Here is a 26,200-nt window from a genome sequence, read left to right on the forward strand (position 1 = left end):
CGGCCCGCGAGTCTACGCGGCCGTGGCCTGGCGCACGGCGTGTTCCCAGGCCTGCATGCGCTCGGCCGCCTGGGCACGCGACAGGGTCGGCAGGAAGCGCCGCTCCACGCGCCACAGGCCGGCCAGCTCGTCGCGCCCTGCGAACACCCCCGTGGCCAGGCCGGCCAGGTAGGCCGCGCCCAGCGCCGTGGTCTCGGTCACGGCCGGGCGCAGCACCGGGATGCCGAGCAGGTCGGCCTGGAACTGCATGAGCATGTCGTTGACGGCGGCGCCGCCGTCCACGCGCAGTTCGGCCAGCGGTGGCGCGCCGGCAGCCACGGCGTCGCGGCTCATGGCTTCCAGCAAGGCGGCGCTCTGGTAGGCGATGCTCTCCAGCGAGGCGCGCGCGATGTGGGCCAGCGTGCTGCCGCGCGACAGGCCCGTGATGGTGCCGCGCGCATCGGGCTGCCAGTAGGGTGCGCCCAGGCCCGTGAAGGCGGGAACCACCATCACGCCGCCCGCATCCGGCACGCTCTGCGCGAGCGCCTGCACCTCGCCGCTGCTCTCGATGGCACGCAGACCGTCGCGCAGCCACTGCACGACGGCGCCGCCGACGAACACGCCGCCTTCCAGCGCGTACTCGGGGCTGGCATCGGTCTGCGCCGCGCTGGTGGTGATGAGGCCGTTGCGCGAGTGCAGGAACGACGACCCGGTGTTCATGAGCATGAAGCAGCCCGTGCCGTAGGTGTTCTTGGCCAGTCCGGGCGTGAAGCAGGCCTGGCCGAACAGCGCGGCCTGCTGGTCGCCGGCGATGCCGGCGATCGGCATGGCGTGGCCCAGCAGGGCGGCATCGGCTTCGCCGAACAGCGCACTGGACGGGCGCACCTCGGGCAGCAGCGCGGCGGGAATGTCCAGCAGCGCCAGCAGTTCGTCGTCCCAGGTGTTGCGGTGCACGTCGAACAGCATGGTGCGCGCCGCGTTGCTGACGTCGGTGGCGTGCACCCGGCCACCGGTCAGCTGCCAGACCAGCCAGCTGTCCACGGTGCCGAAGGCCAGTTCGCCGGCCTCGGCCTGGGCCCGCGCGCCGGGCACGTTGTCGAGCAGCCAGCGCAGCTTGGTGGCCGAGAAGTAGGCGTCGATCAAGAGGCCCGTGCGCTCGCGCACGAACTCCGCCTTGCCCTGGGCCCGCAGGTCGGCACACAGCGGCTCGCTGCGCCGGTCCTGCCAGACGATGGCGTGGTGCACGGGCTGGCCGGTCTTGCGGTTCCACAGCACCGTGGTCTCGCGCTGGTTGGTGATGCCGATTGCCCGGATGTCGCGCGCGGCCAGGCCGGCCTTGGCCAGCACTTCGCGCGCCGTGGCCAGCTGCGTGCTCCAGATCAGCAGCGGGTCGTGCTCGACCCAGCCCGGCTGCGGGTAGATCTGCGGCAGCTCCTGCTGCGCGCTGGCCACGACCTGGCCGCGGGCGTCGAACACGATGCTGCGCGAACTCGAGGTGCCCTGGTCCAGGGCGAGCAGGTAGGTCATCTGTGTCTTCCTTTCAGTTCGTCGTGGGCTGCCATGCGGATGGGTGCACATGTTGCGCCTGGGCCGCCTGCGGCCCTGGGCGGGGGACATTCGCGGAGCAGAGTACGCCGTCGGCGTGGTCCCGCACCTGGCCCATCTCAAAGCAGCAGACCGCGTCAGGCCGCCACATGGCAGCGCACCTGCGCCGTGTCCAGCAAGGCCGGAAACGGTTCGGGCACGGGCGCATCGGTGAACAGCCGGTCGATCTCCGACAGCCGCGCCACCTCGACCATGGCTGGCCGGTTGAACTTGCTGTGGTCGGCGGCCAGCCAGACCTCGCGCGCGTGGGCCATGATGGCCTGCGAGACCTTGACCTCGCGGTAGTCGTAGTCGCGCAGCGTGCCGTCGACCTCGATGCCCGAGATGCCGACCAGCGCGATGTCGACCTTGAACTGGCGGATGAAGTCGATCGCCGCTTCGCCGACCACGCCGCGGTCGCGGCCGCGCAGCACCCCGCCGGCCACGATCACCTCGCACTGCGGGTTGGCCGACAGGGTCAGCGCCACGTTGAGGTTGTTGGTGATCACGCGCAGCCCGGTGTGGCGCAGCAGCGCCTGGGCGATGGCCTCGGTGGTGGTGCCGATGTTGAGGATCAGCGAGCAGCCGTTGGGCACCTCGCGCGCCACGGCCTGGGCGATGCGTGCCTTGCCCTCGGCGTGCAGCGTGGTGCGCTGCTGGTGCGCGATGTTCTCGGTGGTGGAACTGGGCACGCGCACCCCACCGTGGAAGCGCGTCAGCAGGCCCTCGTCGGCCAGGCGCTGCACGTCGCGGCGCATGGTTTGCAGCGTCACGCCCAGCGTGGCGGCCAGCTGGTCCAGCATCACCGAACCCTGGGCCTGCACGGCCTGCAGCAGCAGCAGCTGGCGTGGGTTCGGGCTCATGGAGAAATCAAAGGGGCTCGCATTGGAGCGGGCACTGTAAAACGAACAAAAAGGAAAGCACTCAAGGGTTTGCACCAGGTAAATCGCACAACATGCGAACAATAATTCTCAAAACCGAACACGCAGGGCGGAACAAGTTCACGCTTTGCACAGGAGACGCACCGCATGCAGTTGTCGCTGGAGCAGATCAGCAAAAAGGTCGGACCCGAGACCTGGCTGCATGCCATGAGCCTGGCGCCGCAGCCCGGCGCGGTGACCGTGCTGCTGGGTGCCACGCAGGCCGGCAAGACCAGCCTGATGCGCATCATGGCCGGGCTGGACGTGCCCAGCCACGGCAGCGTGCGCGTCGACGGCGCCGACGTCACCGGCCGGCCCGTGCGCGAGCGCAACGTGGCCATGGTCTACCAGCAGTTCATCAACTACCCCTCGATGACGGTGCGCGACAACATCGCCTCGCCGCTCAAGCTGCGCGGCGCGCCCGACACCGCCGCGCGCGTGCAGGCGCTGGCCGCCAAGCTGCACATCGAGATGTTCCTGGACCGCTACCCGGCCGAGCTGTCGGGCGGCCAGCAGCAGCGCGTGGCGCTGGCCCGCGCGTTGGCCAAGGCCGCGCCGCTGATGCTGCTGGACGAGCCGCTCGTGAACCTGGACTACAAGCTGCGCGAGGAGCTGCGCGACGAACTGGGTGCGCTGTTCGCGGCCGGCGATTCCACCGTCATCTACGCCACCACCGAGCCCGGCGAGGCGCTGCTGCTGGGCGGCTACACGGCCGTGCTCGATGCCGGTGAGTTGTTGCAGTACGGGCCGACGGCCGAGGTCTTCCACCGCCCGCAGTCGCTGCGCGTGGCGCGAGCCTTCAGCGATCCGCCGATGAACCTGGTGGCGGGCACGGCCACGGCCGGCGGCGTGCAGTTGCAGGGCGGCCTGGTGCTGGCGCTGGAGGGCGCTGCCGTGCCCGCCGGTGCGCTGACGGTGGGGGTGCGCGCCAACGCGCTGCGCCTGCAGCCGCAGCCGGGCGACGCGGCCCTGCCGGGCCGCGTGGAGCTGGCCGAGATCTCGGGCTCCGACACCTTCGTGCACGTGGAAACGCCCGTGGGCGAGCTGGTGGCGCAGCTGACGGGCGTGCATGCCTTCGAACTCGGCACGGCGCTGACGCTGCACCTGAGCCCGGCCCAGGCCTACCTGTTCGATGCGCAGGGCGCTCTGCTGCGCGCACCGTCGCGGCGCGAGGGCGTACGCTGATGGCCCGCATCGCACTCGACCTGGCGCACGCCTACCGCGCCGACCCGCGGCAGGAGAGCGACTACGCGCTGCTGCCCTTGCAGATGGTGTTCGAGGACGGCGGCGCCTATGCGCTGCTCGGCCCCTCGGGCTGCGGCAAGACCACCATGCTCAACATCATCTCGGGCCTGCTGCAGCCCTCGCAGGGCACGGTGCTGTTCGACGGGCGCGACATGACACGCGCCACGCCGCAGCAGCGCAACATCGCCCAGGTGTTCCAGTTCCCGGTGGTCTACGACACCATGACGGTGGCCGAGAACCTGGCCTTTCCGCTGCGCAACCGCAACGTGCCGCAGGCGCAGATCGACCAGCGCGTGGGCCAGATCGCCGAGATGCTGGAGATGAGCGGGCAGCTCAACCAGCGCGCGGCCAACCTGTCGGCCGACGCCAAGCAGAAGATCTCGCTGGGCCGCGGCCTGGTGCGCCCCGACGTGTCGGCTGTGCTGTTCGACGAGCCGCTGACCGTGATCGACCCGCACCTGAAGTGGCAGCTGCGGCGCAAGCTCAAGCAGATCCACCGCGAGCTGAAGCTCACACTGATCTACGTCACGCACGACCAGGTCGAGGCGCTGACCTTTGCCGAGCAGGTCGTGGTCATGACGCGCGGGCGCGCCGTGCAGACCGGCTCGGCGGCGGCGCTGTTCGAGCGGCCGCGCCACACCTTCGTCGGCAACTTCATCGGCTCGCCGGGCATGAACTTCCTGCCGGCCGAGGCGGTGGACGGCGTGCTGCGGATTGCCGGCCGCGCACTGCCGCTGCCGCCCGGCCTGCCCAGCGGCGCGTTGAAATTGGGCGTGCGGCCCGAGTACCTGCGGCTGGCCGCGGCCGAAGCCACTGGCGCGATGCCGTTCACGGCCGACAAGCTGCAGGACCTGGGTACGCACGTGATGCTGACCGCCAGTGCTGCCGACCAGGTGGTGAAGGCCCGGCTCGGCCCCGATGCCGCGCTGCCCCAGGTGGGCGAACGCGTCTGGCTGCAGGTGCTGGGCACGCACACCTGCTTCTACCGCGACGAGGAACTTGTGGAGCTTGCACCATGACCACCAAGCCCGTGAACCAGAAGGCCTGGTTCCTGATCCTGCCGGTGCTGGTCTGCGTCGCGTTCTCCGCCATCGTGCCGCTCATGACGGTGGTGAACTACTCGGTGCAGGACATCATCTCGCCCGAGCGCCGCGTGTTCGTCGGCACCGAGTGGTTCGCCGCGGTCATGCGCGACGAGGAGCTGCACGGCGCGCTGGCGCGCCAGCTGGGCTTCTCGCTGGCCGTGCTGCTGGTGGAGCTGCCGCTGGGCGTGCTGCTCGCGCTGTCCATGCCGGCGGCAGGCTGGCGCGCCTCGGCCGTTCTGGTCATCGTGTCGCTGTCGCTGCTGATTCCCTGGAACGTGGTCGGCACGATCTGGCAGATCTTCGGGCGCGCCGACATCGGCCTCATGGGCGCGGCGCTGCAAGGCCTGGGCATCGAGTACAGCTACACCGGCAACGCCACGCACGCCTGGCTCACCGTGCTGCTGATGGACGTGTGGCACTGGACGCCGCTGGTCGCGCTGCTGGGTTACGCCGGGCTGCGCTCCATTCCCGACGCCTACTACCAGGCCGCGCGCATCGACGGCGCCAGCAAGTTCGCGGTGTTCCGCTACATCCAGCTGCCCAAGATGCGCGGCGTGCTGATGATCGCGGTGCTGCTGCGCTTCATGGACAGCTTCATGATCTACACCGAGCCCTTCGTGCTGACCGGGGGCGGGCCAGGCAACGCGACCACCTTCCTCTCCCAATACCTCACGCAGAAGGCGGTGGGCCAGTTCGACCTGGGGCCGGCGGCGGCCTTCTCGCTGATCTACTTCCTGATCATCCTGCTGCTGTGCTTCATGCTCTACAACTGGATGCAGCGCGTGGGGACCGAGGAGAAGGAGGAACCAAATGCCTGAACGCAAGTTCCAGAAGAGGACGCTGTTCCTCTGGGCCTACCTGGTCTTCGCGCTGGTGCCCATCTACTGGATGGTCAACATGTCGTTCAAGACCAATGCGGAGATCCTGTCCAGCTTCTCGCTGGTGCCGCGCGCGTTCACCTGGGACAACTACCGCACCATCCTGACCGACCCGTCCTGGTACGGCGGCTACATCAACAGCCTGATCTACGTCGGCATCAACACCGTGATCTCGCTGGTGGTGGCGCTGCCCGCGGCCTATGCCTTCTCGCGCTACAGCTTCCTGGGCGACAAGCATGTGTTCTTCTGGCTGCTGACCAACCGCATGACGCCGCCGGCGGTGTTCCTGCTGCCGTTCTTCCAGCTCTACACCACGGTGGGCCTCATGGACACGCACCTGGCGGTGGCGCTGGCGCACCTGCTGTTCAACGTGCCGCTGGCGGTGTGGATCCTGGAAGGCTTCATGAGCGGCATCCCGCGCGAGATCGACGAGACGGCCTACATCGACGGCTACAGCTTCCCGCGCTTCTTCCTGACCATCTTCCTGCCGCTGATCAAGGCCGGCGTGGGCGTGGCGGCCTTCTTCTGCTTCATGTTCAGCTGGGTCGAACTGCTGCTGGCGCGCACGCTGACCAGCGTGAACGCCAAGCCCATCGTGGCGACGATGACGCGCACGGTGTCGGCATCCGGCATGGACTGGGCGACGCTGGCCGCGGCGGGCGTGCTGACCATCGTGCCGGGCGCGATCGTGATCTGGTTCGTGCGCAACTACATCGCCAAAGGTTTTGCGATGGGGAGGGTCTGACCATGTTCGAGTGGATGGCCTGGACGCTGCCGGTCGCGGTGTTCTTCTGCTGCATCGTCGCCATGCTGGTCGGCATGACCCTCTGGGAGCTCAAGTCGCCGACCACGCTGCGGCGCGGCTTCCTGCCCATCGCGACCACGCGCGGCGACCGGCTGTTCATCGGCCTGCTGGCTGCCGCCTACGTGAACCTGGCCTTCGTTGGCCTCTCGGGCAAGTTCGCCGAGTGGTTCGGCCTGGAGGCCGATCCATCGATCTGGATCAGTTTCATCGCGTCCATGCTGTTGCTGGCCTTCGTGATGCGCAAGGGTTGAGGTTTCGAAGATTCGGCTTGCTGCCCCCGGTAGCCGAGCGTTGTGTGAGCCAGGGGGTTCTATGAGGAGACAAGTCATGCAATTGCGATATTCCGTCCTGGCCGTCGCCGCCGCCTGCGCGGTGATGGGCCATGCCGTGGCCGGCGAGGCCGAGGCCAAGAAGTGGATCGACGCCGAGTTCCAGCCGTCGACGCTGAGCAAGGAGCAGCAGATGGCCGAGATGAAGTGGTTCATCGACGCCGCCAAGAAGCTGCAGGCCAAGGGGGTCAAGGAGATCTCGGTCGTCTCCGAAACCATCACCACGCACGAGTACGAGAGCAAGACGCTCGCCAAGGCCTTCGAGGAGATCACCGGCATCAAGGTCAAGCACGACCTGATCCAGGAAGGCGACGTGGTCGAGAAGCTGCAGACCTCGATGCAGTCGGGCAAGAGCATCTACGACGGCTGGGTCAGCGATTCGGACCTGATCGGCACGCACTACCGCTACGGCAAGATGATGAACCTGACCGACTACATGGCCGGCGCGGGCAAGGAGTGGACCAACCCGGGCCTGGACATCAAGGACTTCATCGGCACCAGCTTCACGACCGCGCCGGACGGCAAGCTCTACCAGCTGCCCGACCAGCAGTTCGCCAACCTGTACTGGTTCCGCGCCGACCTGTTCGCGCGCCAGGACCTGAAGGACAAGTTCAAGGCCAAGTACGGCTACGACCTGGGCGTGCCGCTGAACTGGAGCGCCTACGAGGACATCGCCGCCTTCTTCAGCGAGGACGTGAAGACCATCGACGGCAAGCCGATCTACGGCCACATGGACTACGGCAAGAAGGACCCCTCGCTGGGCTGGCGCTTCACGGACGCCTGGCTGTCCATGGCCGGAACGGCCGACATCGGCATCCCGAACGGCAAGCCGGTGGACGAGTGGGGCATCCGCGCCAGCGCCGATGGCTGCACGCCGCTGGGCGCCTCCGTTTCGCGCGGCGGCGCCACGAACTCGCCGGCCGCCGTCTACGCGCTGACCAAGTACGTGGACTGGATGAAGAAGTACGCGCCCAAGGAAGCCACGGGCATGACCTTCGGCGAGAGCGGCCCGGTGCCGGCCCAGGGCCAGATCGCGCAGCAGATCTTCTGGTACACGGCCTTCACGGCCGACATGGTCAAGCCCGGCCTGCCCGTGGTGAACGCCGACGGCACGCCCAAGTGGCGCATGGCGCCCGGCCCGAACGGTCCGTACTGGAAGCAGGGCATGCAGAACGGCTACCAGGACGTGGGCTCGTGGAGCTTCTTCAACGGGCACGACGCCGACAAGACCGCAGCGGCCTGGCTCTACGCGCAGTTCGTGACGTCCAAGACCACCTCGCTCAAGAAGACCATCGTCGGCCTGACGCCGATCCGCGAGTCCGACATCCGCAGCCAGGCCATGACCGACATGGCGCCCAAGCTGGGCGGGCTGGTCGAGTTCTACCGCAGCCCCGCGCGCGTGGCCTGGACGCCGACCGGCACCAACGTGCCCGACTACCCCAAGCTGGCCCAGCTGTGGTGGAAGAACGTGGCCGTGGCTGTCACGGGCGAGAAGACGCCGCAGCAGGCCATGGACAACCTGGCCGAGGAGATGGACCAGGTCATGGCGCGGCTGGAGCGCGCCGGCATGGCCAAGTGCGCGCCCAAGCTCAACAAGAAGGAAGACCCGAAGAAGTGGCTGTCCGACAAGGGCGCGCCCTGGGCCAAGCTGGCCAACGAGAAGCCCAAGGGCGAGACCATCGCCTACGACACGCTGCTCAAGGCCTGGAAGGACGGCAAGGTTCGATAATCGGCCGCGCGCCGCCATCGCGGTGCGCACCCAGGGCCGCACGGCGCCACCAGCGCAGGTGCGGCCCCACCACCCGATGAGCTCCAACCCTTCTTTCCCTCAGGCCACCGAACGTGCCGCGCTGTTCGCAGCGCTGGCCGCCGCGCCGGCCTTCGACATTGCCATCGTCGGCGGTGGCGCCACCGGTCTGGGCGTGGCCGTGGACGCGGCCTCGCGCGGGCTGCGCACGCTGCTCGTGGAGTCGCACGACTTCGCCAAGGGCACGTCCTCGCGTGCGACCAAGCTCGTGCACGGCGGCGTGCGCTACCTGGCCCAGGGCAACGTGGGCCTGGTGCGCGAGGCGCTGCACGAGCGCACCACGCTCTTGCACAACGCGCCGCACCTGGCCCAGCCGCTGGCCTTCGTGATGCCCTGCTACGCGCTGTGGGAGGGGCCGTTCTATGGCGCAGGCCTCAAGGCCTACGACCTGCTGGCCGGCGACGCAGGCCTGGGGTCCACACGCTTCCTGTCGCGCAGCGGCGTGTTGTCGGCCCTGCCCAACATCCGGCCGCAGGGCCTGAAGGGCGGGGTGCTGTACTGGGACGGACAGTTCGACGACGCGCGCCTGGCGCTGGCGCTGGCGCGCACGGCGGCCCGCCACGGCGCGCTGGCCATCAACTATTGCGCAGCCACCGGCCTCGTGCACGAAGGCGGCAAGGTGGTCGGCCTGACGCTGGAGGACCGCGAGACCGGTGCCGTCCATCAAGTGCGCGCCGGCTGCGTGGTCAATGCCACGGGCGTCTGGGTCGACCAGCTGCGCGCCCAGGACGCCCAGGCGCTGGCGCGGCCGGTCACGCCCATCGTGGCGCCCAGCCAGGGCGTGCATGCCGTGGTCGACCGCTCCTTCATGCCGACCGACCACGCGCTGCTGGTGCCGAAGACCGCCGACGGCCGCGTGCTGTTCGCCGTGCCCTGGCTCGGCAAGCTGATCCTCGGAACGACCGACACGCCGCGCCAGGACCTGCCCTACGAGCCGCGTCCGTTCGCCGAGGAGCTGGACTTCATCCTGCGCGAATCGGCCCGCTACCTGGCCCGCCCGCCCATGCGCAGCGACATCCTGAGCTGCTGGGTCGGCCTGCGCCCGCTGGTGAAGCCCTCTGGCGACGACGCCGCCACCAAGAAGATCAGCCGCGAGCACACGGTGCAGGTCAGCGCCAGCGGCCTGGTCACCGTGACCGGCGGCAAATGGACCACCTACCGCGCCATGGCCGAGGACGTGTTGCAACAGTGCTACGCGCGCCGGCTGCTGCCCGGCGAGGCGTCCTGCCGCACGCAGCGCCTGCGCCTGGTTGGCGCCGACGACCGGCTGCCGCGGGACCGCCCGCCGATGAGCGCACCGCAGGGCTCCCAGGGCTACGGCAGCGACTGGCAGGCCGTGTCCGCCACGCCAGGAAGTGAGCGCATGCTCGGCTCCGGGGTCAGCGAGGCCATGGTGCGCTTCGCCGCGCGCCACGAGTACGCGCGCACGGTCGAGGACGTGCTGGCCCGGCGTGTGCGCATGCTGTTCCTCGATGCCCGCCAGGCCGCCATGCTGGCGCAGCCGGTCGCCGAGATCCTGCAGGACGAAGGCTGCCCAGCCCCTGAGCCGGTGGCCTTCCAGGCACTGGCGCAGTCCTATCTGCCCGACGCCGGGGCCTGATCGCACAGCCCGCTTGACAAGGCGCGCCAGCGCCAACATAATTGCGGGCTTCGCCTTAAAAAGCGATGAGTTTCTTGCCCAAACGTGAGCGCTCCGAGTGGTTCGGGGTGTGAGCGACGGGCCCAAGACTGACCAGGCGGGTTGCAGGTTCGGGGTTGTCCCGGTGCCGCGGCCCTTCCGGTACAAGTTGGGAATAAGCTAAATGATCCAAACTGAATCCCGGCTGGACGTGGCCGACAACACGGGTGCGAAGTCCGTCCTGTGCATCAAGGTGCTCGGCGGCTCCAAGCGCCGTTACGCCAGTGTCGGCGACATCATCAAGGTGAGCATCAAGGAAGCCGCTCCCCGCGGTCGCGTCAAGAAGGGCGAGATCTACAGCGCCGTCGTGGTGCGTACCGCCAAGGGCATCCGCCGCGGTGATGGCTCGCTCGTCAAGTTCGACGGCAATGCCGCCGTGCTGCTCAATGCCAAGCTGGAGCCCATCGGCACCCGCATCTTCGGACCCGTGACGCGCGAGCTGCGTACCGAGAAGTTCATGAAGATCGTGTCCCTGGCCCCTGAAGTTCTGTAAGAGGACACCATGAACAAGATTCGCAAGGGCGACGAAGTGATCGTGCTGACCGGGCGCGACAAGGGCAAGCGCGGCAAGGTGCTGCTGCGTTCGGACGACGCGCATGTGCTGGTCGAGGGCATCAACCTCGTCAAGAAGCATGTCAAGCCGAACCCCATGAAGGGCACCACCGGCGGCATCGTGGAAAAGGGCATGCCCATCCACCAATCCAACGTGGCGATCTTCAACGCCGCGACCGGCAAGGCCGACCGCGTCGGCATCAAGCTGTCCGCAGATGGCAAGACGCGCACCCGCGTGTTCAAGTCCAGCGGCGAAGAAATCAAGGTGGCATGACCATGGCACGTTTGCAAGAAATCTACCGCGACAAGGTGGCGCCTGAGCTGACCGAGAAGTTCGGCTACAAGTCGCCGATGCAGGTCCCGCGCCTGACCAAGATCACGCTGAACATGGGCGTGAGCGAGGCCGTCGCCGACAAGAAGATCATGGACAACGCTGTTGGCGACCTGACCAAGATCGCCGGCCAGAAGCCTGTCGTGACCAAGGCCAAGAAGGCCATCGCCGGCTTCAAGATCCGTGAAGGCCAGGCCATCGGCTGCATGGTCACGCTGCGTGGCGTGAAGATGTACGAGTTCCTGGACCGCTTCGTCACCGTGGCCCTGCCCCGTGTGCGTGACTTCCGCGGTATCAGCGGCCGCGCCTTCGATGGCCGTGGCAACTACAACATCGGCGTCAAAGAACAGATCATCTTCCCCGAGATCGAGTACGACAAGGTCGACGCCCTGCGCGGCCTGAACATCAGCATCACCACGACGGCCAAGAACGACGAAGAGTGCAAGGCACTGCTCGCCGGCTTCAAATTCCCGTTCAAGAACTGAGGACAGATCCATGGCCAAAAAAGCTTTGATCGAACGCGAACTGAAGCGGGACCGTCTGGTTGCCAAGTACGCAGCCAAGCACGCCGAGCTCAAGGGCATCGCCAACAGCGCCAAGCACAGCGAAGAAGAGCGCGATGCCGCGCGCCAGGCGCTGCAAAAGCTGCCGCGCAACGCCAATCCCACGCGTCAGCGCAACCGCTGCGAAATCACGGGTCGCCCGCGTGGCACCTTCCGTCAATTCGGCCTGGCACGCGCCAAGATCCGCGAACTCGCGTTCGCGGGCGACATCCCCGGCGTGACCAAGGCCAGCTGGTAAGCAGGCAGGAGATTCGAAATGAGCATGAGTGATCCGATCGCCGATCTGCTGACCCGCATCCGCAACGCGCAGATGGTGTCCAAGACCACGGTGACGCTGCCTTCTTCCAAAGTGAAGATCGCCATCGCCCAGGTCCTGAAGGACGAGGGCTACATCGACGGTTTCCGCGTCGTCCAGGACGGCAACAAGTCCGAGCTGGAAATCGCACTGAAGTACTACGCCGGTCGCCCTGTGATCGAGCGCATCGAGCGCGTGAGCCGTCCCGGCCTGCGCGTCTACAAGGGCCACGACGCCATTCCCCAGGTCCAGAACGGTCTGGGCGTGGCCATCGTGACGACGCCCAAGGGCGTCATGACCGACCGCAAGGCGCGCGCATCCGGTGTGGGTGGCGAAGTTCTTTGCTACGTCGCCTAAACCGGCAGCCAGGAGAAAGAGCAAATGTCTCGAGTAGGTAAAGCGCCGGTGTCCATTCCCGCGGGTGTGGATGTGGCGGTCAAAGACGACCAGATCAGCGTCAAGGGTTCCGGTGGTCAGCTGTCGCTGACCCAGAACCGCCTGGTCACGGTGAAGAGCGAAGGCGGCAAGCTGAGCTTCACGCCGATCGACGAATCGCGCGAAGCCAATGCCATGAGCGGCACCATGCGTCAGCTGGTGAACAACATGGTCGTCGGCGTCAGCAAGGGCTTCGAGAAGAAGCTGACCCTGATCGGCGTGGGCTACAAGGCCGCCGCCCAGGGCGCCAAGCTGAACCTGGCCGTTGGCTATTCGCACCCCGTCAATGTGGACATGCCCGCCGGTATCACGGTGGCCACGCCCGCTCCCACGGAAATCGTGATCAAGGGTGCCGACCGCCAACGCGTCGGCCAGATCGCAGCCGAGATTCGTGCCATCCGTCCGCCCGAGCCCTACAAGGGCAAGGGCATCCGCTACGCGGACGAGAAGGTCACGATCAAGGAAACGAAGAAGAAGTAAGGGGCAGCATGATGTTGACCAAGAAAGAACAACGTCTGCGCCGCGCGCGTCAGACCCGTATCCGGATCGCCACGCAAGGTGTTGCACGCCTGACCGTGAACCGTACCAACCTGCACATCTACGCCGCGGTCATCTCCGGCGACGGTGCCAAGGTGCTGGCCTCCGCTTCCACGCAGGAAGCCGACGTGCGCAAGGAACTGGGCGCCTCTGGCAAGGGTGGCAATGCCGCCGCTGCCACGGTGATCGGCAAGCGCATCGCCGAGAAGGCCAAGGCCGCTGGCGTCGAGAAGGTCGCCTTCGACCGCTCCGGCTTCGCCTACCACGGCCGCGTCAAGGCTCTGGCCGACGCAGCCCGTGAAGCCGGCTTGCAGTTCTAAAGAGATCGGAATCCATCATGGCAAGAATGCAAGGGAAGATGCAGGGCAAGGCTGAAGGGCCTGAGGACGGCCTGCGCGAGAAGATGATCGCGGTCAACCGCGTCACCAAGGTGGTGAAGGGCGGCCGTATCCTCGGTTTCGCTGCACTGACCGTGGTTGGCGACGGCGATGGCCGCGTCGGCATGGGCAAGGGCAAGTCCAAGGAAGTGCCTGCTGCCGTGCAAAAGGCGATGGACGAAGCCCGTCGCAACATGCTCAAGGTCACGCTGAAGAACGGCACCGTGTTCCACACGGTGCATGGCCACCATGGCGCTGCCCGCGTCATGATGAGCCCGGCTCCCAAGGGTACCGGCATCATCGCCGGCGGCCCGATGCGCGCCGTGTTCGAAGTGCTGGGCATCACCGACGTCGTGGCCAAGAGCCATGGCTCGTCGAACCCGTACAACATGGTGCGTGCAACGCTGGACGCGCTGCGCAACTCCACCACGCCGGGCGACGTTGCTGCCAAGCGTGGCAAGACGGTCGAAGAGATCTTCGGCTGAGCGAGGGACTGAACATGTCTACCGAACAAACCGTCAAGGTGCAACTGGTGCGCAGCCCCATCGGCACCAAGGAATCCCACCGCGCCACCGTGCGTGGCCTGGGTCTGCGCAAGCTCAACAGCGTGAGCGAACTGAAGGACTCTCCTGAAGTGCGCGGCATGATCAACAAGATCGCCTACCTGGTGAAGGTCCTGTAAGAGGAACGACGATGGAACTCAACAGCATCCAACCCGCCGCAGGCGCCAAGCATGCCAAGCGCCGTGTCGGCCGCGGCATCGGCTCCGGCCTGGGCAAGACCGCAGGCCGCGGTCACAAGGGCCAGAAGTCGCGCTCCGGTGGCTACCACAAGGTCGGTTTCGAGGGCGGTCAAATGCCCATGCACCGTCGCCTGCCCAAGCGTGGCTTCAAGTCGCACCTGCTGCAATTCAACGCCGAGGTCACCCTCGCCGCGCTGGAGAAGCTGGGCGCCGCCGAAGTCGACGCGCTGACGCTGAAGCAAGCCGGCCTGATCGGCCAGCAAGCCAAGGTCGTCAAGGTCATCAACACGGGCAAGCTGACGCTGGCCGTGAAGCTGACCGGCATCGGCGCCACCGCATCTGCCAAGGCTGCGATCGAAGCAGCCGGCGGCAGCCTGGCCTGATCCACAGGTCGTGAACGAGGATCTGCCTGGTGGCCACTAGTTCGGCAAACATCGCAAAGACGGGCAAGTTCGGCGACCTGCGTCGCCGGCTGGTCTTCTTGCTGCTGGCGCTGGTTGTCTACCGCATCGGGGCACACATCCCGGTGCCGGGCATCAACCCGGATCAGCTGCGTCAGTTGTTCAGCGGCCAGCAAGGCGGCATCCTGAACCTGTTCAACATGTTCTCGGGCGGGGCGCTGTCGCGCTTCACCGTGTTCGCGTTGGGGATCATGCCGTACATCTCGGCGTCGATCATCATGCAGCTGGCGACCTACGTCGTGCCGACCTTCGAGCAATTGAAGAAGGAAGGTGAGGCCGGTCGTCGCAAGATCACGCAGTTCACGCGCTACGGCACCCTGGGCCTGGCCCTGTTCCAGTCGCTGTCGATCGCGATCGCGCTGGAAAGCTCGGCTGGCCTGGTGATCTCGCCCGGCTTCGGCTTCCGCATGACGGCGGTTGTGAGCCTGACGGCAGGCACGATGTTCCTGATGTGGCTGGGTGAGCAGATCACCGAGCGTGGTCTGGGCAACGGCATCTCGATCCTGATCTTCGCCGGCATCGCAGCCGGTCTGCCGAGTTCCATCGGTGGGCTGCTGGAGCTGGTGCGCACGGGTGCGATGAGCATCATCGTGATGCTGCTGATCGTGGTGGTGGTGGCCCTGGTCACGTATTTCGTGGTGTTCGTGGAACGTGGCCAGCGCAAGATCCTCGTGAACTATGCGCGGCGCCAGGTCGGCAACAAGGTCTATGGCGGGCAATCGTCCCACCTGCCCCTGAAGCTGAACATGGCCGGTGTGATTCCGCCGATCTTCGCGTCGTCCATCATCCTGCTGCCGGCAACGGTGGTGGGCTGGATGAGCTCGGGTGGTGAAGGCTGGTTCTCTCGTCTGCTGCGCGATGCCGCTGCGACGTTGAGCCCGGGTCAGCCGATCTACGTGATGTTCTACGCCGCGGCAATCGTGTTCTTCTGCTTCTTCTACACGGCGTTGGTGTTCAACAGCCGCGAGACTGCTGACAACCTGAAGAAGAGTGGCGCGTTCATTCCTGGCATCCGCCCGGGTGAGCAGACCGCACGCTACATCGACAAGATCCTGCTGCGACTGACGTTGGCTGGTGCGATTTACATCACCTTCGTCTGCCTGCTGCCGGAGTTCCTGATCCTGAAGTACAACGTTCCGTTCTACTTCGGTGGCACGTCGCTGCTGATCATCGTGGTGGTCACCATGGACTTCATGGCCCAGGTGCAGAACTACATGATGTCGCAACAGTACGAGTCCTTGCTCAAGAAGGCGAATTTCAAGGGCGGTTGAGATTGGCAAGTCGCAGTGTGCGACGCCAGGGGTGACGGTCGAATTGACGCCTTACGACCTGTCGCATGCGTGGAGAGTGTTCCGCGCCAATGGGTTGGAATGGCTAAACAGTTTTAGGAGAGAGTTATGAGAGTTTCGGCTTCGGTCAAGAAAATCTGCCGCAACTGCAAGATCATCCGTCGCAACGGCGTGGTCCGCGTGATCTGTACCGATCCGCGTCACAAGCAGCGCCAAGGCTGACCAGATTTAAGAGGACGTTATGGCACGTATTGCTGGTATCAACATTCCGCCGCACAAGCACGCCGAAATCGGCCTGACCGCGATCTTCGGCATCGGCCGCACCCGCGCTCGCCAGATCTGCGAAGCCTGCGGCATCGACTACGCGAAGAAGGTCAAGGACCTGACGGACGCTGATCTGGAAAAGATCCGCGACCAGATCGCCGCATTCACGATCGAGGGTGACCTGCGCCGTGAAACGACGATGAACATCAAGCGCCTGATGGACATCGGCTGCTACCGCGGCTTCCGCCATCGCCGCGGCCTGCCCATGCGCGGCCAGCGTACGCGCACCAACGCCCGTACCCGCAAGGGTCCGCGCAAGGCCGCCCAGGCCCTGAAGAAGTAAAGAGATTGAGAGATCACCATGGCTAAGCAACCGTCGAACAACGCCGCTCAACGCGTGCGCAAGAAGGTCCGCAAGAACGTCTCCGACGGTGTTGCGCACGTCCACGCTTCCTTCAACAACACCATCATCACGATCACCGACCGCCAGGGCAACGCCCTGTCGTGGGCATCGTCGGGTGGTCAAGGCTTCAAGGGCTCGCGCAAGTCCACGCCCTTCGCTGCCCAGGTGGCATCGGAAGTGGCTGGCCGTGCGGCCATGGAGCAGGGCATCAAGAACCTGGACGTCGAGATCAAGGGCCCCGGCCCCGGTCGCGAGTCGTCTGTTCGTGCACTCGGTGCGCTGGGCATCCGCATCACGTCGATCTCCGACGTGACGCCGGTCCCGCACAACGGCTGCCGCCCGCAAAAGCGCCGCCGCATCTGAGCGGCTCACGCTTCTCTCATAAGCCCACCGCCGTCGGCATCTGACCGACGGCTCCTGCCGCATGCCGCGGCAGCAGTTGATTCAAAGGACACACCAAGTGGCACGCTATCTCGGCCCCAAGGCCAAACTTTCCCGCCGCGAAGGCACCGACCTGTTCCTGAAGAGCGCCCGCCGCTCGATCAGTGACAAGGCCAAGTTCGACTCCAAGCCCGGCCAGCACGGTCGCACTTCGGGTTCGCGGACCAGCGACTACGGTCTGCAACTGCGTGAAAAGCAGAAGGTCAAGCGCATGTACGGCGTGCTGGAGAAGCAGTTCCGCCGCTACTTCGAAGAAGCCGACCGCCGCCGTGGCAACACCGGTGCCAACCTGCTGTCGCTGCTGGAATCGCGCCTGGACAACGTGGTCTACCGCATGGGCTTCGGCTCCACGCGCGCAGAAGCACGCCAGCTGGTCTCGCACAAGGCCATCACCGTGAACGGCAAGAGCGTGAACATCGCTTCTTACTCGGTCAAGGTCGGTGACGTGGTCGCCGTGCGCGAGAAGTCCAAGAAGCAGAACCGCGTCGTCGAAGCGCTGCAACTGGCCCAGCAAGTCGGGATTCCGGCCTGGGTGGAAGTCAGCCTGGACAAGGCCGAAGGCACTTTCAAGAAGACGCCGGACCGCGACGAGTTCGGTGCCGACATCAACGAATCGCTGATCGTCGAACTGTATTCGCGCTGATCGGCGCGACGCATCGAGCGAATTATTCCTGGGCCCGCACGCACGCGGGCCTAGGCACTTCACCAGCCTTACCGGTGTAACGAGCTGGGGGTATTGAGAGGAAGCTGCATGCAAACCAATCTGCTGAAACCCAAAGCCATCAATGTGGAGCAACTTGGCCCGAACCGGGCCAAAGTTGCTTTGGAGCCGTTCGAGCGCGGCTACGGTCACACGCTGGGCAACGCGCTGCGCCGAGTCCTGCTGTCCTCGATGGTGGGCTATTCGGCAACCGAGGTCACCATCGCCGGCGTGCTGCACGAGTACTCGTCCATCGACGGTGTCCAGGAGGATGTGGTCAACATCCTGCTGAACCTCAAGGGCGTGGTGTTCAAGCTGCACAACCGCGACGAAGTCACGCTGAGCCTGCGCAAGGACGGTGACGGTGTCGTCACGGCCGCCGACATCCAGACACCGCACGACGTCGAGATCATCAACCCCGAGCATGTCATCGCCACGCTGTCGCAAGGCGGCAAGCTGGACATGCAGATCAAGGTTGAAAAGGGCCGCGGCTACGTGCCGGGCAGCATGCGCCGCCATGGCGACGAGCAGACCAAGTCGATCGGCCGCATCGTGCTGGACGCCTCGTTCTCGCCCGTCAAGCGCGTGAGCTACACGGTCGAAAGCGCCCGTGTCGAGCAGCGTACCGACCTGGACAAGCTGGTCGTCGAGATCGAGACCAACGGTGCCATCACCGCCGAAGACGCGGTGCGCGCCTCGGCCAAGATCCTCGTCGAACAACTGGCCGTGTTCGCGCAGCTGGAAGGCAGCGAGCTGGCTGCGTTCGACGCACCGGCACCGCGCGGCAATGCGCAGTTCGACCCGATCCTGTTGCGTCCTGTCGACGAACTCGAACTGACGGTGCGCTCGGCCAACTGCCTGAAGGCCGAAAACATCTACTACATCGGCGATCTGATCCAGCGCACCGAGAACGAGCTGCTGAAGACGCCGAACCTGGGCCGCAAGTCCTTGAACGAAATCAAGGAAGTGCTGGCCTCGCGCGGTCTGACCCTGGGCATGAAGCTGGAAAGCTGGCCGCCCGCAGGTCTGGACAAGCGATAATCTTTCCCCCCTCAACCTGGTGAACGGGCGGTACCTGACACGGCCGCCCTGATCGATAACGAAAGGAAATCACCATGCGCCACGGACACGGACTCCGCAAACTCAACCGCACCAGCTCGCACCGCCTGGCGATGCTGCGCAACATGATGAATTCGCTCATCGAGCACGAAGTCATCAAGACCACGGTCCCCAAGGCCAAGGAACTGCGCCGCGTCGTCGAGCCGATGATCACGCTGGCCAAGGAAGCCACGGTGGCGAACCGCCGCCTGGCGTTCGACCGCCTGCGCAGCCGCGACAGCGTCGTCAAGCTGTTCGACGTGCTGGGCCCGCGCTTCAAGGCACGTCCCGGTGGCTACACGCGCATCCTGAAGATGGGCTTCCGCGTCGGCGACAACGCGCCCATGGCGCTGGTCGAGCTCGTGGACCGCGCTGAAGTTTCTGAAGAAGTTTCTTCCACCGAAGAAGCCAAGGCGTAAAAATACGCTATACTTGCTGTCTTGCCGCGCGATGGAGCAGTCTGGTAGCTCGTTGGGCTCATAACCCAAAGGTCGGAGGTTCAAATCCTTCTCGCGCAACCAAATAAAAGTGAGTAGCAATAGTCACTTACGAAGCCCGCTTAATGCGGGCTTCGTCGTTTTTGGGCTGCCATGGCCCATGCGGTGGCCCAGAAAGTCAAACCCTGCGCCGCTACAGACCGTTGGGATGTTGGCCTCGCCGCCGTTGAGTCAAGCAGCGCGACCGATGGTTGGCAATTTCCGCAGAAATGCCTTCAGGTTCTGGGGGCGTGGCGGACTCTGCACCGCAACGCAACCGTAATGGGCGCTACCGCGGCGGCCGCCGCAAGGGCGGCTTGCGCTTCCCGGCGCGGGGCTCCTGCGCACCGTCGTCCAGCGTCCGCGCCGCCCATTGCGGCAGCCACTCCGTCAGGTGCTCCGCGAATCCTTCCGTCGCGGGTGACGAGGCACGCAAGGTGTGCCGGTACAGGCACACCTTGCGCACCGTCTCCGGGTCGACCACGCGCCGCATCACCAGGCCGAAGGGCCTGGCCACCACGCCGATGTAGGCCGGTCCGAGCGTGGCGGCCAGGCCCTGCACCGCCAGCCCCAGTGCGGTGCTGACGTTGTCGACCACGTCGACCGGCGTGACCCGCTCACCGTCGGGCACGCTGAGCTGCATGCGCGCCACGCTGCGCTCATGGTCCCGCCCCGCGGACACCAGCGGCGCGCCGTTCAGGTCGGCCCAGCGCAGCACGCGGTGCCGCGCCAGGGGATGGGTCGGGGCGCACCACAGCACCCACAGGCTGTCGAACAGCACCGCGCGCGAGACGCTGGGCGGCACCGGCCGGTCCGGGCCCAGGGCCAGGTCCACATCGCCGGCAGAGACCGCGTCCACCAACGCGTCGACCGCGATGTCACGCACCCGCACCACCACCTTGGGGTGCGTGGCCTGGTAGGCGCGGATCGCCGCCGGCACGGCAGAACTGGCCAGCACCAACGGTGCGCCGATGCGCACCACGCCGGCAGCGCGGTTGCGCACGTCCGCGGCCACGCCATCGGCCGAGTGCACGTGGCGCAGCAGGGTCTCGGCCGAGCCGAGAAAGTCGCGCCCCGCGCTGGACAGGTCGACGCGGCGCGTGGTCCGGTCGAAGAGCCGAAAGCCCAGCACCGATTCCAGCTCGGCGATCAGTTGGCTGACGGCCTGCGTCGTCATGCCGAGCTGCTCGGATGCGGCGCCGAAATTGCGCGCTTCGGCCACGGCCGCGAACGCCTCGATCTGCCGCAGGGTGAAACGGGTCAGGGACATGCGTCATTATCAAGCACAGCTTGATAACTGCGCTGAATCCATTGATTGTGGTCAAGCGCCAGCGCACAGACACTGCGGCGCCCCAGACGACCACGCACGCCGCACGCCCGGCGAGGAGACACGATGCTCGACACCCCCACCCACACCGCCCTGGCGCGCGAACTCGCGCAGTCCGAGGCCAGCCGCGTCCAGGTGACGCAGTTCTCGCGCCGCCACCCCGGCATGGAGATCGGCGACAGCTACGCCATCCAGCGCGAATGGGTGCGCCTGCAGCTCGCCGAGGGCCGCCGCGCCATCGGCCACAAGATCGGGCTGACCTCGCGCGCCATGCAGATCGCCTCGCAGATCACCGAGCCCGACTACGGCACGCTGCTGGACAGCATGCTGCTGCGCGACGGCAGCGAGGTCGAGGCGGCGCGCTTCATCGTGCCGCGGCTGGAGGTGGAGTTCGCCTTCATCCTTGCGCGCCCGCTCAAGGGCCCGCACGTGACCCTCATCGACGTGCTCAACGCCACCGACTACGTGGTGCCCGCGCTGGAGCTGATCGACGCGCGCATCGAGCAGTTCGACCGCGAGACCAAGGCGCCGCGCAAGGTGCTGGACACCATCGCCGACAACGCCGCCAATGCCGGCATCGTGTTGGGCGGGCGGCCGATGAAGCCCGACCAGGTCGACTGGCGCTGGGCCGGCGCGCTGCTGTTCAAGAACGGCGTGATCGAGGAATCCGGCCTGGGCGCGGCCGTGCTGAACCACCCCGGCAACGGCGTGGCCTGGCTTGCGAACAAGCTCGCGCCGCACGGCGAGCACCTGGCGGCCGGCGAGACCGTGCTGGGCGGCTCCTTCACCCGGCCGGTGGCCTGCGCCGCCGGCGACACCTTCCATGCCGACTACGGCCCGCTCGGTTCCATCTCGCTGAGGTTCGTCTGATGGCGGTTCCCGCCAACTCCTTCAAGGCCGCGCTGGCCCGTCCGCAGGCGCAGATCGGCCAGTGGCTCGGCCTGGCCGACCCCTACAGCGCCGAGCTGTGCGCCACCACCGGCTTCGACTGGCTGCTGATCGACGGCGAGCACGGGCCGAACGACCTGCGCAGCATGCTGGGCGCGCTGCAGGCCGTGGCGCCGCACCCCTCGCACCCGGTCGTGCGCATCCCGCACGGCGACGCCGCGCTGATCAAGCAGGTGCTGGAGATCGGCGCCACCACGCTGCTGGTGCCGATGGTGGAGACCGCTGCGCAGGCGCGCGCGCTGGTGCAGGCCATCAAGCGGGCGCTGGATCCGCACCACCTGATGAACCCCGGCAAGCTGCTGCCCCTGGAGAACGCATGAACATGTCCGACCCCATCGTCGTCGACGGCCTGTCCGTCTCGCCCGACCACTACATCGGCGGCCGCCGCGTGCCGTCCGCGAGCCACTTCGAACTGCACAGCCCGATCGACCAGCGCCTGCTGGGCCGCGTGGCCGAAGGGCTGGACGAACATGTCGAAGCCGCCATCGTCGCGGCGCAGCAGGCCTTCCCGGCCTGGAGCAAGCTGACCGCGGCCGAGCGCAAGCCGGTGCTCGACCGCTTCGCCGAGGAGATCGGCAAGCGTGCCGACGCCTTCTGCCAGCTGGAGAGCAACGACGCCGGCGTGCTGCTCTCGCGCATGCGCCACGGCGTGGTGCCGCGCGCCATGCTCAACATCAGCTGGTTCGCCCAGCACGCGCTGGACCTGCAGAACCGGCCCATCGAGACCGAGCAGGCGCGCCACATCGTGCGGCACGACCCGGCCGGCGTGGTGGCCATCATCACCCCGTGGAACGCGCCGCTGATGCTGTCGACCTGGAAGCTCGGGCCGGCCCTGGCCGCGGGCAACACCTGCATCCTGAAGCCGCCGGAGTGGGCGCCGCTGACCTGCTCGCTGCTGGCCGAGGCGGCCGATGCCGCGGGCCTGCCGCCCGGTGTGTTCAACGTGGTGCAGGGCACGGGCGCCAAGACTGGCGCACGCCTGGTCAGCGACCCGCGCATCGCGCGCATCTCGTTCACGGGCAGCGTGCCCACCGCCAAGTGGATCGCCCAGGCGGCCGGCGCCAACCTCGTGCCCTGCAGCCTGGAGCTGGGCGGCAAGAGCCCCTTCATCGTGCTGGAAGATGCCGACCTGGACAATGCCGCCGCCACCGGCGCGCTGATGTACCGCAACGCCGGCCAGGTCTGCCTGGCGGGCACGCGCTTCCTGGTGCATGCCCAGGTCGCCGACCGCTTCGTCGCCGCCATGCGCGGCTACGTGGAGAAGCTGGCCATCGGCGACCCGCGTGACGAGGCCACCGAGGTCGGCCCCATCATCCATCCGCGCCAGGTGGAGCGCGTGCAGGGCTTCGTGCAGCGCGCCGTGGACGGCGGCGCGCGGCTGCTGTGGGGCGGCGGGCCGCATCCCTTCGGCGCGCAGTACTTCCAGCCGACCATGCTGACCGACCTGCGCCAGGACGACGAGATCGTGCAGAACGAGGTCTTCGGCCCCGTGCTCACGCTGCAGACCTTCGGCAGCGACGACGAGGCCATCGCCCTGGCCAACGGCACCGACTACGGGCTGGGCGGCGTCTGCTACGGCGAGATGGAGCACGCCACCGCCGTGGCCCAGCAGGTGCGCACCGGCTTCATCTGGGTCAACAGCTTCGGCATCCGCGACCTGGCCGCGCCGTTCGGCGGCATCAAGCGCTCTGGCGTGGGCCGCGAGGGCGGCGACTGGAGCTTCGAGTTCTTCTGCGACATCAAGGACGTGGTCGTGCCCAAGAAGCCCTTCCGCGCCAGCTTCAGCCACCGTTGAAAGGATCCCCCATGACTGGACAGATCGCCGGCGCCGCCATCGTGTCGCACCACCCCGGCCTGATGCAGTGCGAGGAGTTCCGCCGCGCCATGGGCGCGGGCGAGGACTCCGACCTCATCGCCGGCTACGCGCGGCTGCGCGACAAGATCGCCGCCGCCCGGCCCGACGTGGTCATGATCTTCGACAGCCACTGGTTTACCACCGGCTACCACCTGGTGGACGGCGGCAAAGGCTACAGCGGCACCTACATCTCCGACGAAATGCCCTGGTACCTGCATGGCGTGCCCTTCGCCTACCGTGGCCACCCGCGGCTGGCGCGGGCGCTGGAGGCGGCCTCGCGCGCGCGCCAGGGCTATGTGCGCGTGATAGACCACCCCGACCTGGGGCGGCACTACGCCACGGTCAACCTGGTCAAGCACCTGCGGCTGGAGCTGGACGACACCCCGGTCGTGACCGTCAGCTCCTGCCAGAACTGTCGCTGGGAGCAGTTCCTGCAGTCCGGCGAGGACATCGCCGAAGGCATCCGCGCCAGCGGCCTGCGCGTGGTGCTGCTGGGCTCGGGTGCGCTCTCGCACAAGTTCAACGGCATCGACTGGAAGCCCAAGCACCCGCGCATCTTCCACGAGAGCAATGTCTCATCCGAAGAGAACATCGCCAGCGACAAGCAGGCCATCGCGCTGATGGCCGAGGGCCGGCACGACGAGATCCTCGCGCGCTGGGACAGCGACTACCGCAAGAAGCCCTGGGAGGCCTTCGGCGCCCACTACCTGCAGATGCTGGGCGCCATGGGCGGCGCCGCCTGCCGCGCCAGGGGCGAGGCACTGTCCGCGTACGAGAACGCGCGCGGCACCGGCAACATCCACATCTGGTTCGACACGCAAGAGGCCACGGCATGAACTTCGAATTTCCCTTCCAGGAACTCCCCGCCGTGATGCGCGGCCCGCGCGTGGAGCGCCGCCGCGTGCTGCTCGGCGGCAGCGCCTTCTGGGGCACCATGCAGGACGATGGCCAGTTGCGGCTGGACGACGGCCGGCTGCTCGACGCCGAGGCGCAGACCTACCTGCCGCCGGTGTCGCCCAGCAAGATCATCGCCGTGCACATCAGCTACAGCTCGCGCAGCATGGAGACGCGCAACAAGCCCAAGCCCACCGAGACGCCGACCTACTTCACCAAGCCGCCCACCTCGCTGAACGGCCACAAGGGGCAGATCCTCAAACCGGCCGACTGCAAGTACCTCAACTACGAAGGCGAGTACGCGGTGGTGATCGGCCGCACCTGCCGCAACGTGACGCCCGACGAAGCCTGGGACTGCATCGAAGGCTTCTGCCCCGCGCTGGACATGGGCCTGCAGGACTTCCGCGACACCGACCAGGGCAGCATGCTGCGCGTGAAGGGGGCGGACACGCTGCTGCCCATCGGGCCCGGCATCGTGCGCGGCGTGAACCTGTTCGCGCAGACGCTGCGCACCACGGTGGACGGCCTCACGGTACAGGAGGCGCACATCGGCGAAGAGACCATCTGGGGCCCGCACTACGTGATCGCCGACATCGCGCGCCACATCACGCTGGTGCCCGGCGACGTGATCCTGATGGGCACGCCCTGCCATTCGCGCAGCGTCGACCCCGGCCACGTGGTGGCCTGCGAGATCACCGGCATCGGCCGCGTGGAGGGCACGGTGGTGGCCATCGACGCACCGCGTGCGGCTGCGCTGGGTGTGGGCCACATGCCCACCGACACGCCCGAGGTGCGGCGCGTGGCGCTGGGCTTCGACGAGCGCGTGCCGGAGCAGTTCAAGGCCAACCTGCGCGCAGCCAAGGGGCTGCAGGCATGAAGGTCTGCATCGTCGGCGCTGGTGCCATCGGCGGCTTCATCGGCACGCGGCTGGCGTCTGCGGGGCGGGCGCAGGTCGGCGCGCTGGCCCGCGGCGCCACGCTGGCGGCGCTGCGCACGCACGGCTGGCGCATGGACACCGCCGGCGGCCGCTTGCACGGTCCGCTGGCGCAGGCCAGTGACGACGCGGCCGAACTTGGCGTGCAGGACCTGATCGTCATCGCGGTCAAGGCTCCGGCGCTGGTGCAGCTGGCGCCCGGCATCCGTCCACTGCTCGGACCGCAGACCGTCGTGCTGCCCGCCATGAACGGCGTGCCCTGGTGGTTCTGCAAGGGCGTCGCGGGTCTGGCCGACGGAGCGCTGCACAGCGTGGACCCGGGCGGCGCCATCGCCGCCGCGATCCCGTTCGAACAGGTGCTCGGCTGCGTGGTGCACGCGGGCGCGGCCACCGCCGAGCCCGGCCTGGTGCAGCACCGCATGGGGCAGGGCCTGATCGTCGGCGAGCCCGCGGGCGGCGCGAGCGCGCGCGCCAGCCGCGTCGCCACCCTGCTGGCGCAGGCCGGTTTCGACGCGACGGCCAGCGACAGCGTGCGCCAGGACATCTGGTACAAGCTGTGGGGCAACCTCACGATGAACCCCATCAGCGCGTTCACCGGGGCCACGCTGGACCGCATGCTGGCCGACCCGCTGGTGCGCGGCTTCTGCTCGGCCGCCATGGGGGAGGCCGCGGCCATCGGCGCGCGCATCGGCTGCCCGATCGTGCAGACCGCCGAGGAGCGCCACGCCGTCACGGCCAAGCTCGGCGCGTTCAAGTCCTCGATGCTGCAGGACGTGGAGGCCGGCCGGCCCATCGAGCTCGACGCCATCGTCGGCGCGACGCACGAGATCGGCGATCGGCTGGGCCTGGCCACGCCGAACATCGCGGCATTGCTGGGGCTGGCGCGCCTGTTCGGGCGTGTGCACGGCCTGTATCCCGAGGAGCGCGCGGTGTAGCCGTGCACGGCCACTGCACCGGCGACCACAAGG

Annotated in this window: 32 protein-coding genes, 1 tRNA gene and 1 pseudogene; 31 read left to right on the top strand and 3 right to left on the bottom strand. The window is 67.2% G+C overall.

Annotation, left to right across the window (positions count from 1 at the left end; all coding sequences use genetic code 11):
• Nucleotides 1-12: 12 nt before the first annotated feature.
• Together glpK and ACSQ4M_RS07235 are read right to left on the bottom strand one after the other, a co-directional pair.
• Nucleotides 13-1,506, bottom strand: coding sequence for a glycerol kinase GlpK (glpK, locus tag ACSQ4M_RS07230; protein ID WP_436188918.1), 1,494 nt, complete (start codon nucleotides 1,504-1,506; stop codon nucleotides 13-15).
• Between the two features lie 155 nt (nucleotides 1,507-1,661).
• Nucleotides 1,662-2,426, bottom strand: a complete 765-nt coding sequence (locus ACSQ4M_RS07235; protein WP_436188919.1) for a DeoR/GlpR family DNA-binding transcription regulator — start codon at nucleotides 2,424-2,426, stop codon at nucleotides 1,662-1,664.
• A 165-nt stretch (nucleotides 2,427-2,591) separates the two neighbouring features.
• Between ACSQ4M_RS07235 and ACSQ4M_RS07240 the strand changes: the two genes are divergently transcribed.
• The 25 genes from ACSQ4M_RS07240 to ACSQ4M_RS07360 all read left to right on the top strand — a co-directional run bounded on the left by ACSQ4M_RS07240 (nucleotide 2,592) and on the right by ACSQ4M_RS07360 (nucleotide 19,319).
• Complete coding sequence (locus ACSQ4M_RS07240) at nucleotides 2,592-3,668, top strand: ABC transporter ATP-binding protein (protein ID WP_436188920.1); 1,077 nt, start codon at nucleotides 2,592-2,594, stop codon at nucleotides 3,666-3,668.
• Entirely contained in the window at nucleotides 3,668-4,747 is a 1,080-nt protein-coding gene (locus ACSQ4M_RS07245; RefSeq protein ID WP_436188921.1) for an ABC transporter ATP-binding protein, read from the top strand. The genes ACSQ4M_RS07240 and ACSQ4M_RS07245 overlap by 1 nt, the downstream gene beginning before the upstream one ends.
• Nucleotides 4,744-5,631: a carbohydrate ABC transporter permease gene (locus tag ACSQ4M_RS07250; RefSeq protein ID WP_436188922.1), complete on the top strand. Its 888-nt coding sequence runs from the start codon at nucleotides 4,744-4,746 to the stop codon at nucleotides 5,629-5,631. The genes ACSQ4M_RS07245 and ACSQ4M_RS07250 overlap by 4 nt, the downstream gene beginning before the upstream one ends.
• On the top strand, nucleotides 5,624-6,436 hold the full coding sequence (locus ACSQ4M_RS07255; protein WP_436188923.1) for a carbohydrate ABC transporter permease: 813 nt from the start codon (nucleotides 5,624-5,626) through the stop codon (nucleotides 6,434-6,436). Before ACSQ4M_RS07250 ends, ACSQ4M_RS07255 begins: the two co-directional genes overlap by 8 nt.
• A 2-nt stretch (nucleotides 6,437-6,438) precedes the next feature.
• Entirely contained in the window at nucleotides 6,439-6,747 is a 309-nt protein-coding gene (locus ACSQ4M_RS07260) for a DUF2160 domain-containing protein (RefSeq protein ID WP_436188924.1), read from the top strand.
• A 76-nt stretch (nucleotides 6,748-6,823) separates the two neighbouring features.
• The gene (locus tag ACSQ4M_RS07265) at nucleotides 6,824-8,554 is read left to right on the top strand and encodes an ABC transporter substrate-binding protein (RefSeq protein ID WP_436188925.1); all 1,731 of its coding nucleotides are present in this window, start codon (nucleotides 6,824-6,826) and stop codon (nucleotides 8,552-8,554) included.
• Between the two features lie 76 nt (nucleotides 8,555-8,630).
• Nucleotides 8,631-10,232, top strand: a complete 1,602-nt coding sequence (locus ACSQ4M_RS07270; RefSeq protein WP_436188926.1) for an FAD-dependent oxidoreductase — start codon at nucleotides 8,631-8,633, stop codon at nucleotides 10,230-10,232.
• Nucleotides 10,233-10,434: 202 nt separating this feature from the next.
• Nucleotides 10,435-10,803, top strand: a complete 369-nt coding sequence (gene rplN, locus ACSQ4M_RS07275; protein WP_056671732.1) for a 50S ribosomal protein L14 — start codon at nucleotides 10,435-10,437, stop codon at nucleotides 10,801-10,803.
• Between the two features lie 9 nt (nucleotides 10,804-10,812).
• Entirely contained in the window at nucleotides 10,813-11,136 is a 324-nt protein-coding gene (gene rplX, locus ACSQ4M_RS07280) for a 50S ribosomal protein L24 (RefSeq protein WP_436188927.1), read from the top strand.
• Nucleotides 11,137-11,138: 2 nt separating this feature from the next.
• Nucleotides 11,139-11,678 (top strand): 50S ribosomal protein L5, encoded by a 540-nt coding sequence (gene rplE / locus ACSQ4M_RS07285; protein ID WP_436188928.1) that lies wholly within the window; start codon nucleotides 11,139-11,141, stop codon nucleotides 11,676-11,678.
• A 10-nt stretch (nucleotides 11,679-11,688) separates the two neighbouring features.
• Nucleotides 11,689-11,994 carry a 30S ribosomal protein S14 gene (gene rpsN / locus ACSQ4M_RS07290; RefSeq protein ID WP_326535678.1) on the top strand — a complete coding sequence of 102 codons (306 nt, stop codon included), beginning with the start codon at nucleotides 11,689-11,691 and terminating at the stop codon, nucleotides 11,992-11,994.
• An 18-nt stretch (nucleotides 11,995-12,012) separates the two neighbouring features.
• Nucleotides 12,013-12,408, top strand: coding sequence for a 30S ribosomal protein S8 (gene rpsH, locus ACSQ4M_RS07295; RefSeq protein ID WP_056671743.1), 396 nt, complete (start codon nucleotides 12,013-12,015; stop codon nucleotides 12,406-12,408).
• Between the two features lie 24 nt (nucleotides 12,409-12,432).
• Nucleotides 12,433-12,966: a 50S ribosomal protein L6 gene (gene rplF / locus ACSQ4M_RS07300; protein WP_114468698.1), complete on the top strand. Its 534-nt coding sequence runs from the start codon at nucleotides 12,433-12,435 to the stop codon at nucleotides 12,964-12,966.
• A gap of 11 nt (nucleotides 12,967-12,977) precedes the next feature.
• Nucleotides 12,978-13,343, top strand: a complete 366-nt coding sequence (gene rplR / locus ACSQ4M_RS07305; protein WP_056671883.1) for a 50S ribosomal protein L18 — start codon at nucleotides 12,978-12,980, stop codon at nucleotides 13,341-13,343.
• 17 nt (nucleotides 13,344-13,360) lie between these two features.
• Nucleotides 13,361-13,885, top strand: coding sequence for a 30S ribosomal protein S5 (gene rpsE, locus ACSQ4M_RS07310; RefSeq protein ID WP_056671748.1), 525 nt, complete (start codon nucleotides 13,361-13,363; stop codon nucleotides 13,883-13,885).
• A gap of 14 nt (nucleotides 13,886-13,899) precedes the next feature.
• Nucleotides 13,900-14,082 carry a 50S ribosomal protein L30 gene (rpmD, locus tag ACSQ4M_RS07315; RefSeq protein ID WP_056671752.1) on the top strand — a complete coding sequence of 61 codons (183 nt, stop codon included), beginning with the start codon at nucleotides 13,900-13,902 and terminating at the stop codon, nucleotides 14,080-14,082.
• Between the two features lie 11 nt (nucleotides 14,083-14,093).
• A complete protein-coding gene (gene rplO / locus ACSQ4M_RS07320; protein ID WP_436188929.1) occupies nucleotides 14,094-14,525 on the top strand; it encodes a 50S ribosomal protein L15 in 432 nt (143 codons plus the stop codon).
• A 29-nt stretch (nucleotides 14,526-14,554) separates the two neighbouring features.
• Nucleotides 14,555-15,874 (top strand): preprotein translocase subunit SecY, encoded by a 1,320-nt coding sequence (secY, locus tag ACSQ4M_RS07325; protein ID WP_436188930.1) that lies wholly within the window; start codon nucleotides 14,555-14,557, stop codon nucleotides 15,872-15,874.
• A 126-nt stretch (nucleotides 15,875-16,000) separates the two neighbouring features.
• Complete coding sequence (gene rpmJ, locus ACSQ4M_RS07330) at nucleotides 16,001-16,114, top strand: 50S ribosomal protein L36 (protein ID WP_006297867.1); 114 nt, start codon at nucleotides 16,001-16,003, stop codon at nucleotides 16,112-16,114.
• A 19-nt stretch (nucleotides 16,115-16,133) separates the two neighbouring features.
• A complete protein-coding gene (gene rpsM / locus ACSQ4M_RS07335; protein WP_056671761.1) occupies nucleotides 16,134-16,499 on the top strand; it encodes a 30S ribosomal protein S13 in 366 nt (121 codons plus the stop codon).
• 18 nt (nucleotides 16,500-16,517) lie between these two features.
• Nucleotides 16,518-16,922, top strand: a complete 405-nt coding sequence (gene rpsK / locus ACSQ4M_RS07340) for a 30S ribosomal protein S11 (protein ID WP_056671764.1) — start codon at nucleotides 16,518-16,520, stop codon at nucleotides 16,920-16,922.
• 97 nt (nucleotides 16,923-17,019) lie between these two features.
• Nucleotides 17,020-17,643: a 30S ribosomal protein S4 gene (rpsD, locus tag ACSQ4M_RS07345; RefSeq protein WP_056671766.1), complete on the top strand. Its 624-nt coding sequence runs from the start codon at nucleotides 17,020-17,022 to the stop codon at nucleotides 17,641-17,643.
• A gap of 108 nt (nucleotides 17,644-17,751) precedes the next feature.
• The gene (locus ACSQ4M_RS07350; protein WP_056671768.1) at nucleotides 17,752-18,741 is read left to right on the top strand and encodes a DNA-directed RNA polymerase subunit alpha; all 990 of its coding nucleotides are present in this window, start codon (nucleotides 17,752-17,754) and stop codon (nucleotides 18,739-18,741) included.
• Nucleotides 18,742-18,815: 74 nt separating this feature from the next.
• Nucleotides 18,816-19,217: a 50S ribosomal protein L17 gene (rplQ, locus tag ACSQ4M_RS07355; RefSeq protein ID WP_436188931.1), complete on the top strand. Its 402-nt coding sequence runs from the start codon at nucleotides 18,816-18,818 to the stop codon at nucleotides 19,215-19,217.
• 25 nt (nucleotides 19,218-19,242) lie between these two features.
• Nucleotides 19,243-19,319: transfer RNA gene (locus tag ACSQ4M_RS07360), tRNA-Met, on the top strand.
• Between the two features lie 244 nt (nucleotides 19,320-19,563).
• Here ACSQ4M_RS07360 and ACSQ4M_RS07365 read toward each other — a convergent pair.
• The gene (locus tag ACSQ4M_RS07365) at nucleotides 19,564-20,544 is read right to left on the bottom strand and encodes a LysR family transcriptional regulator (RefSeq protein ID WP_436188932.1); all 981 of its coding nucleotides are present in this window, start codon (nucleotides 20,542-20,544) and stop codon (nucleotides 19,564-19,566) included.
• Nucleotides 20,545-20,667: 123 nt separating this feature from the next.
• Here ACSQ4M_RS07365 and hpaH point away from each other — a divergent pair, with 123 nt between their 5' ends.
• From hpaH to ACSQ4M_RS07395, 6 genes and pseudogenes are all read left to right on the top strand, one after another.
• Nucleotides 20,668-21,471 carry a 2-oxo-hept-4-ene-1,7-dioate hydratase gene (gene hpaH, locus ACSQ4M_RS07370; protein WP_436188933.1) on the top strand — a complete coding sequence of 268 codons (804 nt, stop codon included), beginning with the start codon at nucleotides 20,668-20,670 and terminating at the stop codon, nucleotides 21,469-21,471.
• Nucleotides 21,471-21,851: pseudogene (locus ACSQ4M_RS07375) on the top strand (aldolase/citrate lyase family protein); the annotation flags it as partial. The gene hpaH and the pseudogene ACSQ4M_RS07375, both read left to right, overlap by 1 nt.
• A gap of 14 nt (nucleotides 21,852-21,865) precedes the next feature.
• Nucleotides 21,866-23,344 (top strand): aldehyde dehydrogenase, encoded by a 1,479-nt coding sequence (locus tag ACSQ4M_RS07380; RefSeq protein WP_436188934.1) that lies wholly within the window; start codon nucleotides 21,866-21,868, stop codon nucleotides 23,342-23,344.
• An 11-nt stretch (nucleotides 23,345-23,355) separates the two neighbouring features.
• Complete coding sequence (locus ACSQ4M_RS07385) at nucleotides 23,356-24,240, top strand: extradiol ring-cleavage dioxygenase (RefSeq protein WP_436188935.1); 885 nt, start codon at nucleotides 23,356-23,358, stop codon at nucleotides 24,238-24,240.
• A complete protein-coding gene (locus tag ACSQ4M_RS07390; RefSeq protein WP_436188936.1) occupies nucleotides 24,237-25,175 on the top strand; it encodes a fumarylacetoacetate hydrolase family protein in 939 nt (312 codons plus the stop codon). The genes ACSQ4M_RS07385 and ACSQ4M_RS07390 overlap by 4 nt, the downstream gene beginning before the upstream one ends.
• Nucleotides 25,172-26,167, top strand: coding sequence for a 2-dehydropantoate 2-reductase (locus tag ACSQ4M_RS07395; RefSeq protein ID WP_436188937.1), 996 nt, complete (start codon nucleotides 25,172-25,174; stop codon nucleotides 26,165-26,167). The genes ACSQ4M_RS07390 and ACSQ4M_RS07395 overlap by 4 nt, the downstream gene beginning before the upstream one ends.
• Nucleotides 26,168-26,200: the final 33 nt, after the last annotated feature.

Source organism: Pseudorhodoferax sp. LjRoot39, assembly GCF_964253035.1.
Taxonomy (GTDB): Bacteria; Pseudomonadota; Gammaproteobacteria; order Burkholderiales; family Burkholderiaceae_C; genus Pseudorhodoferax.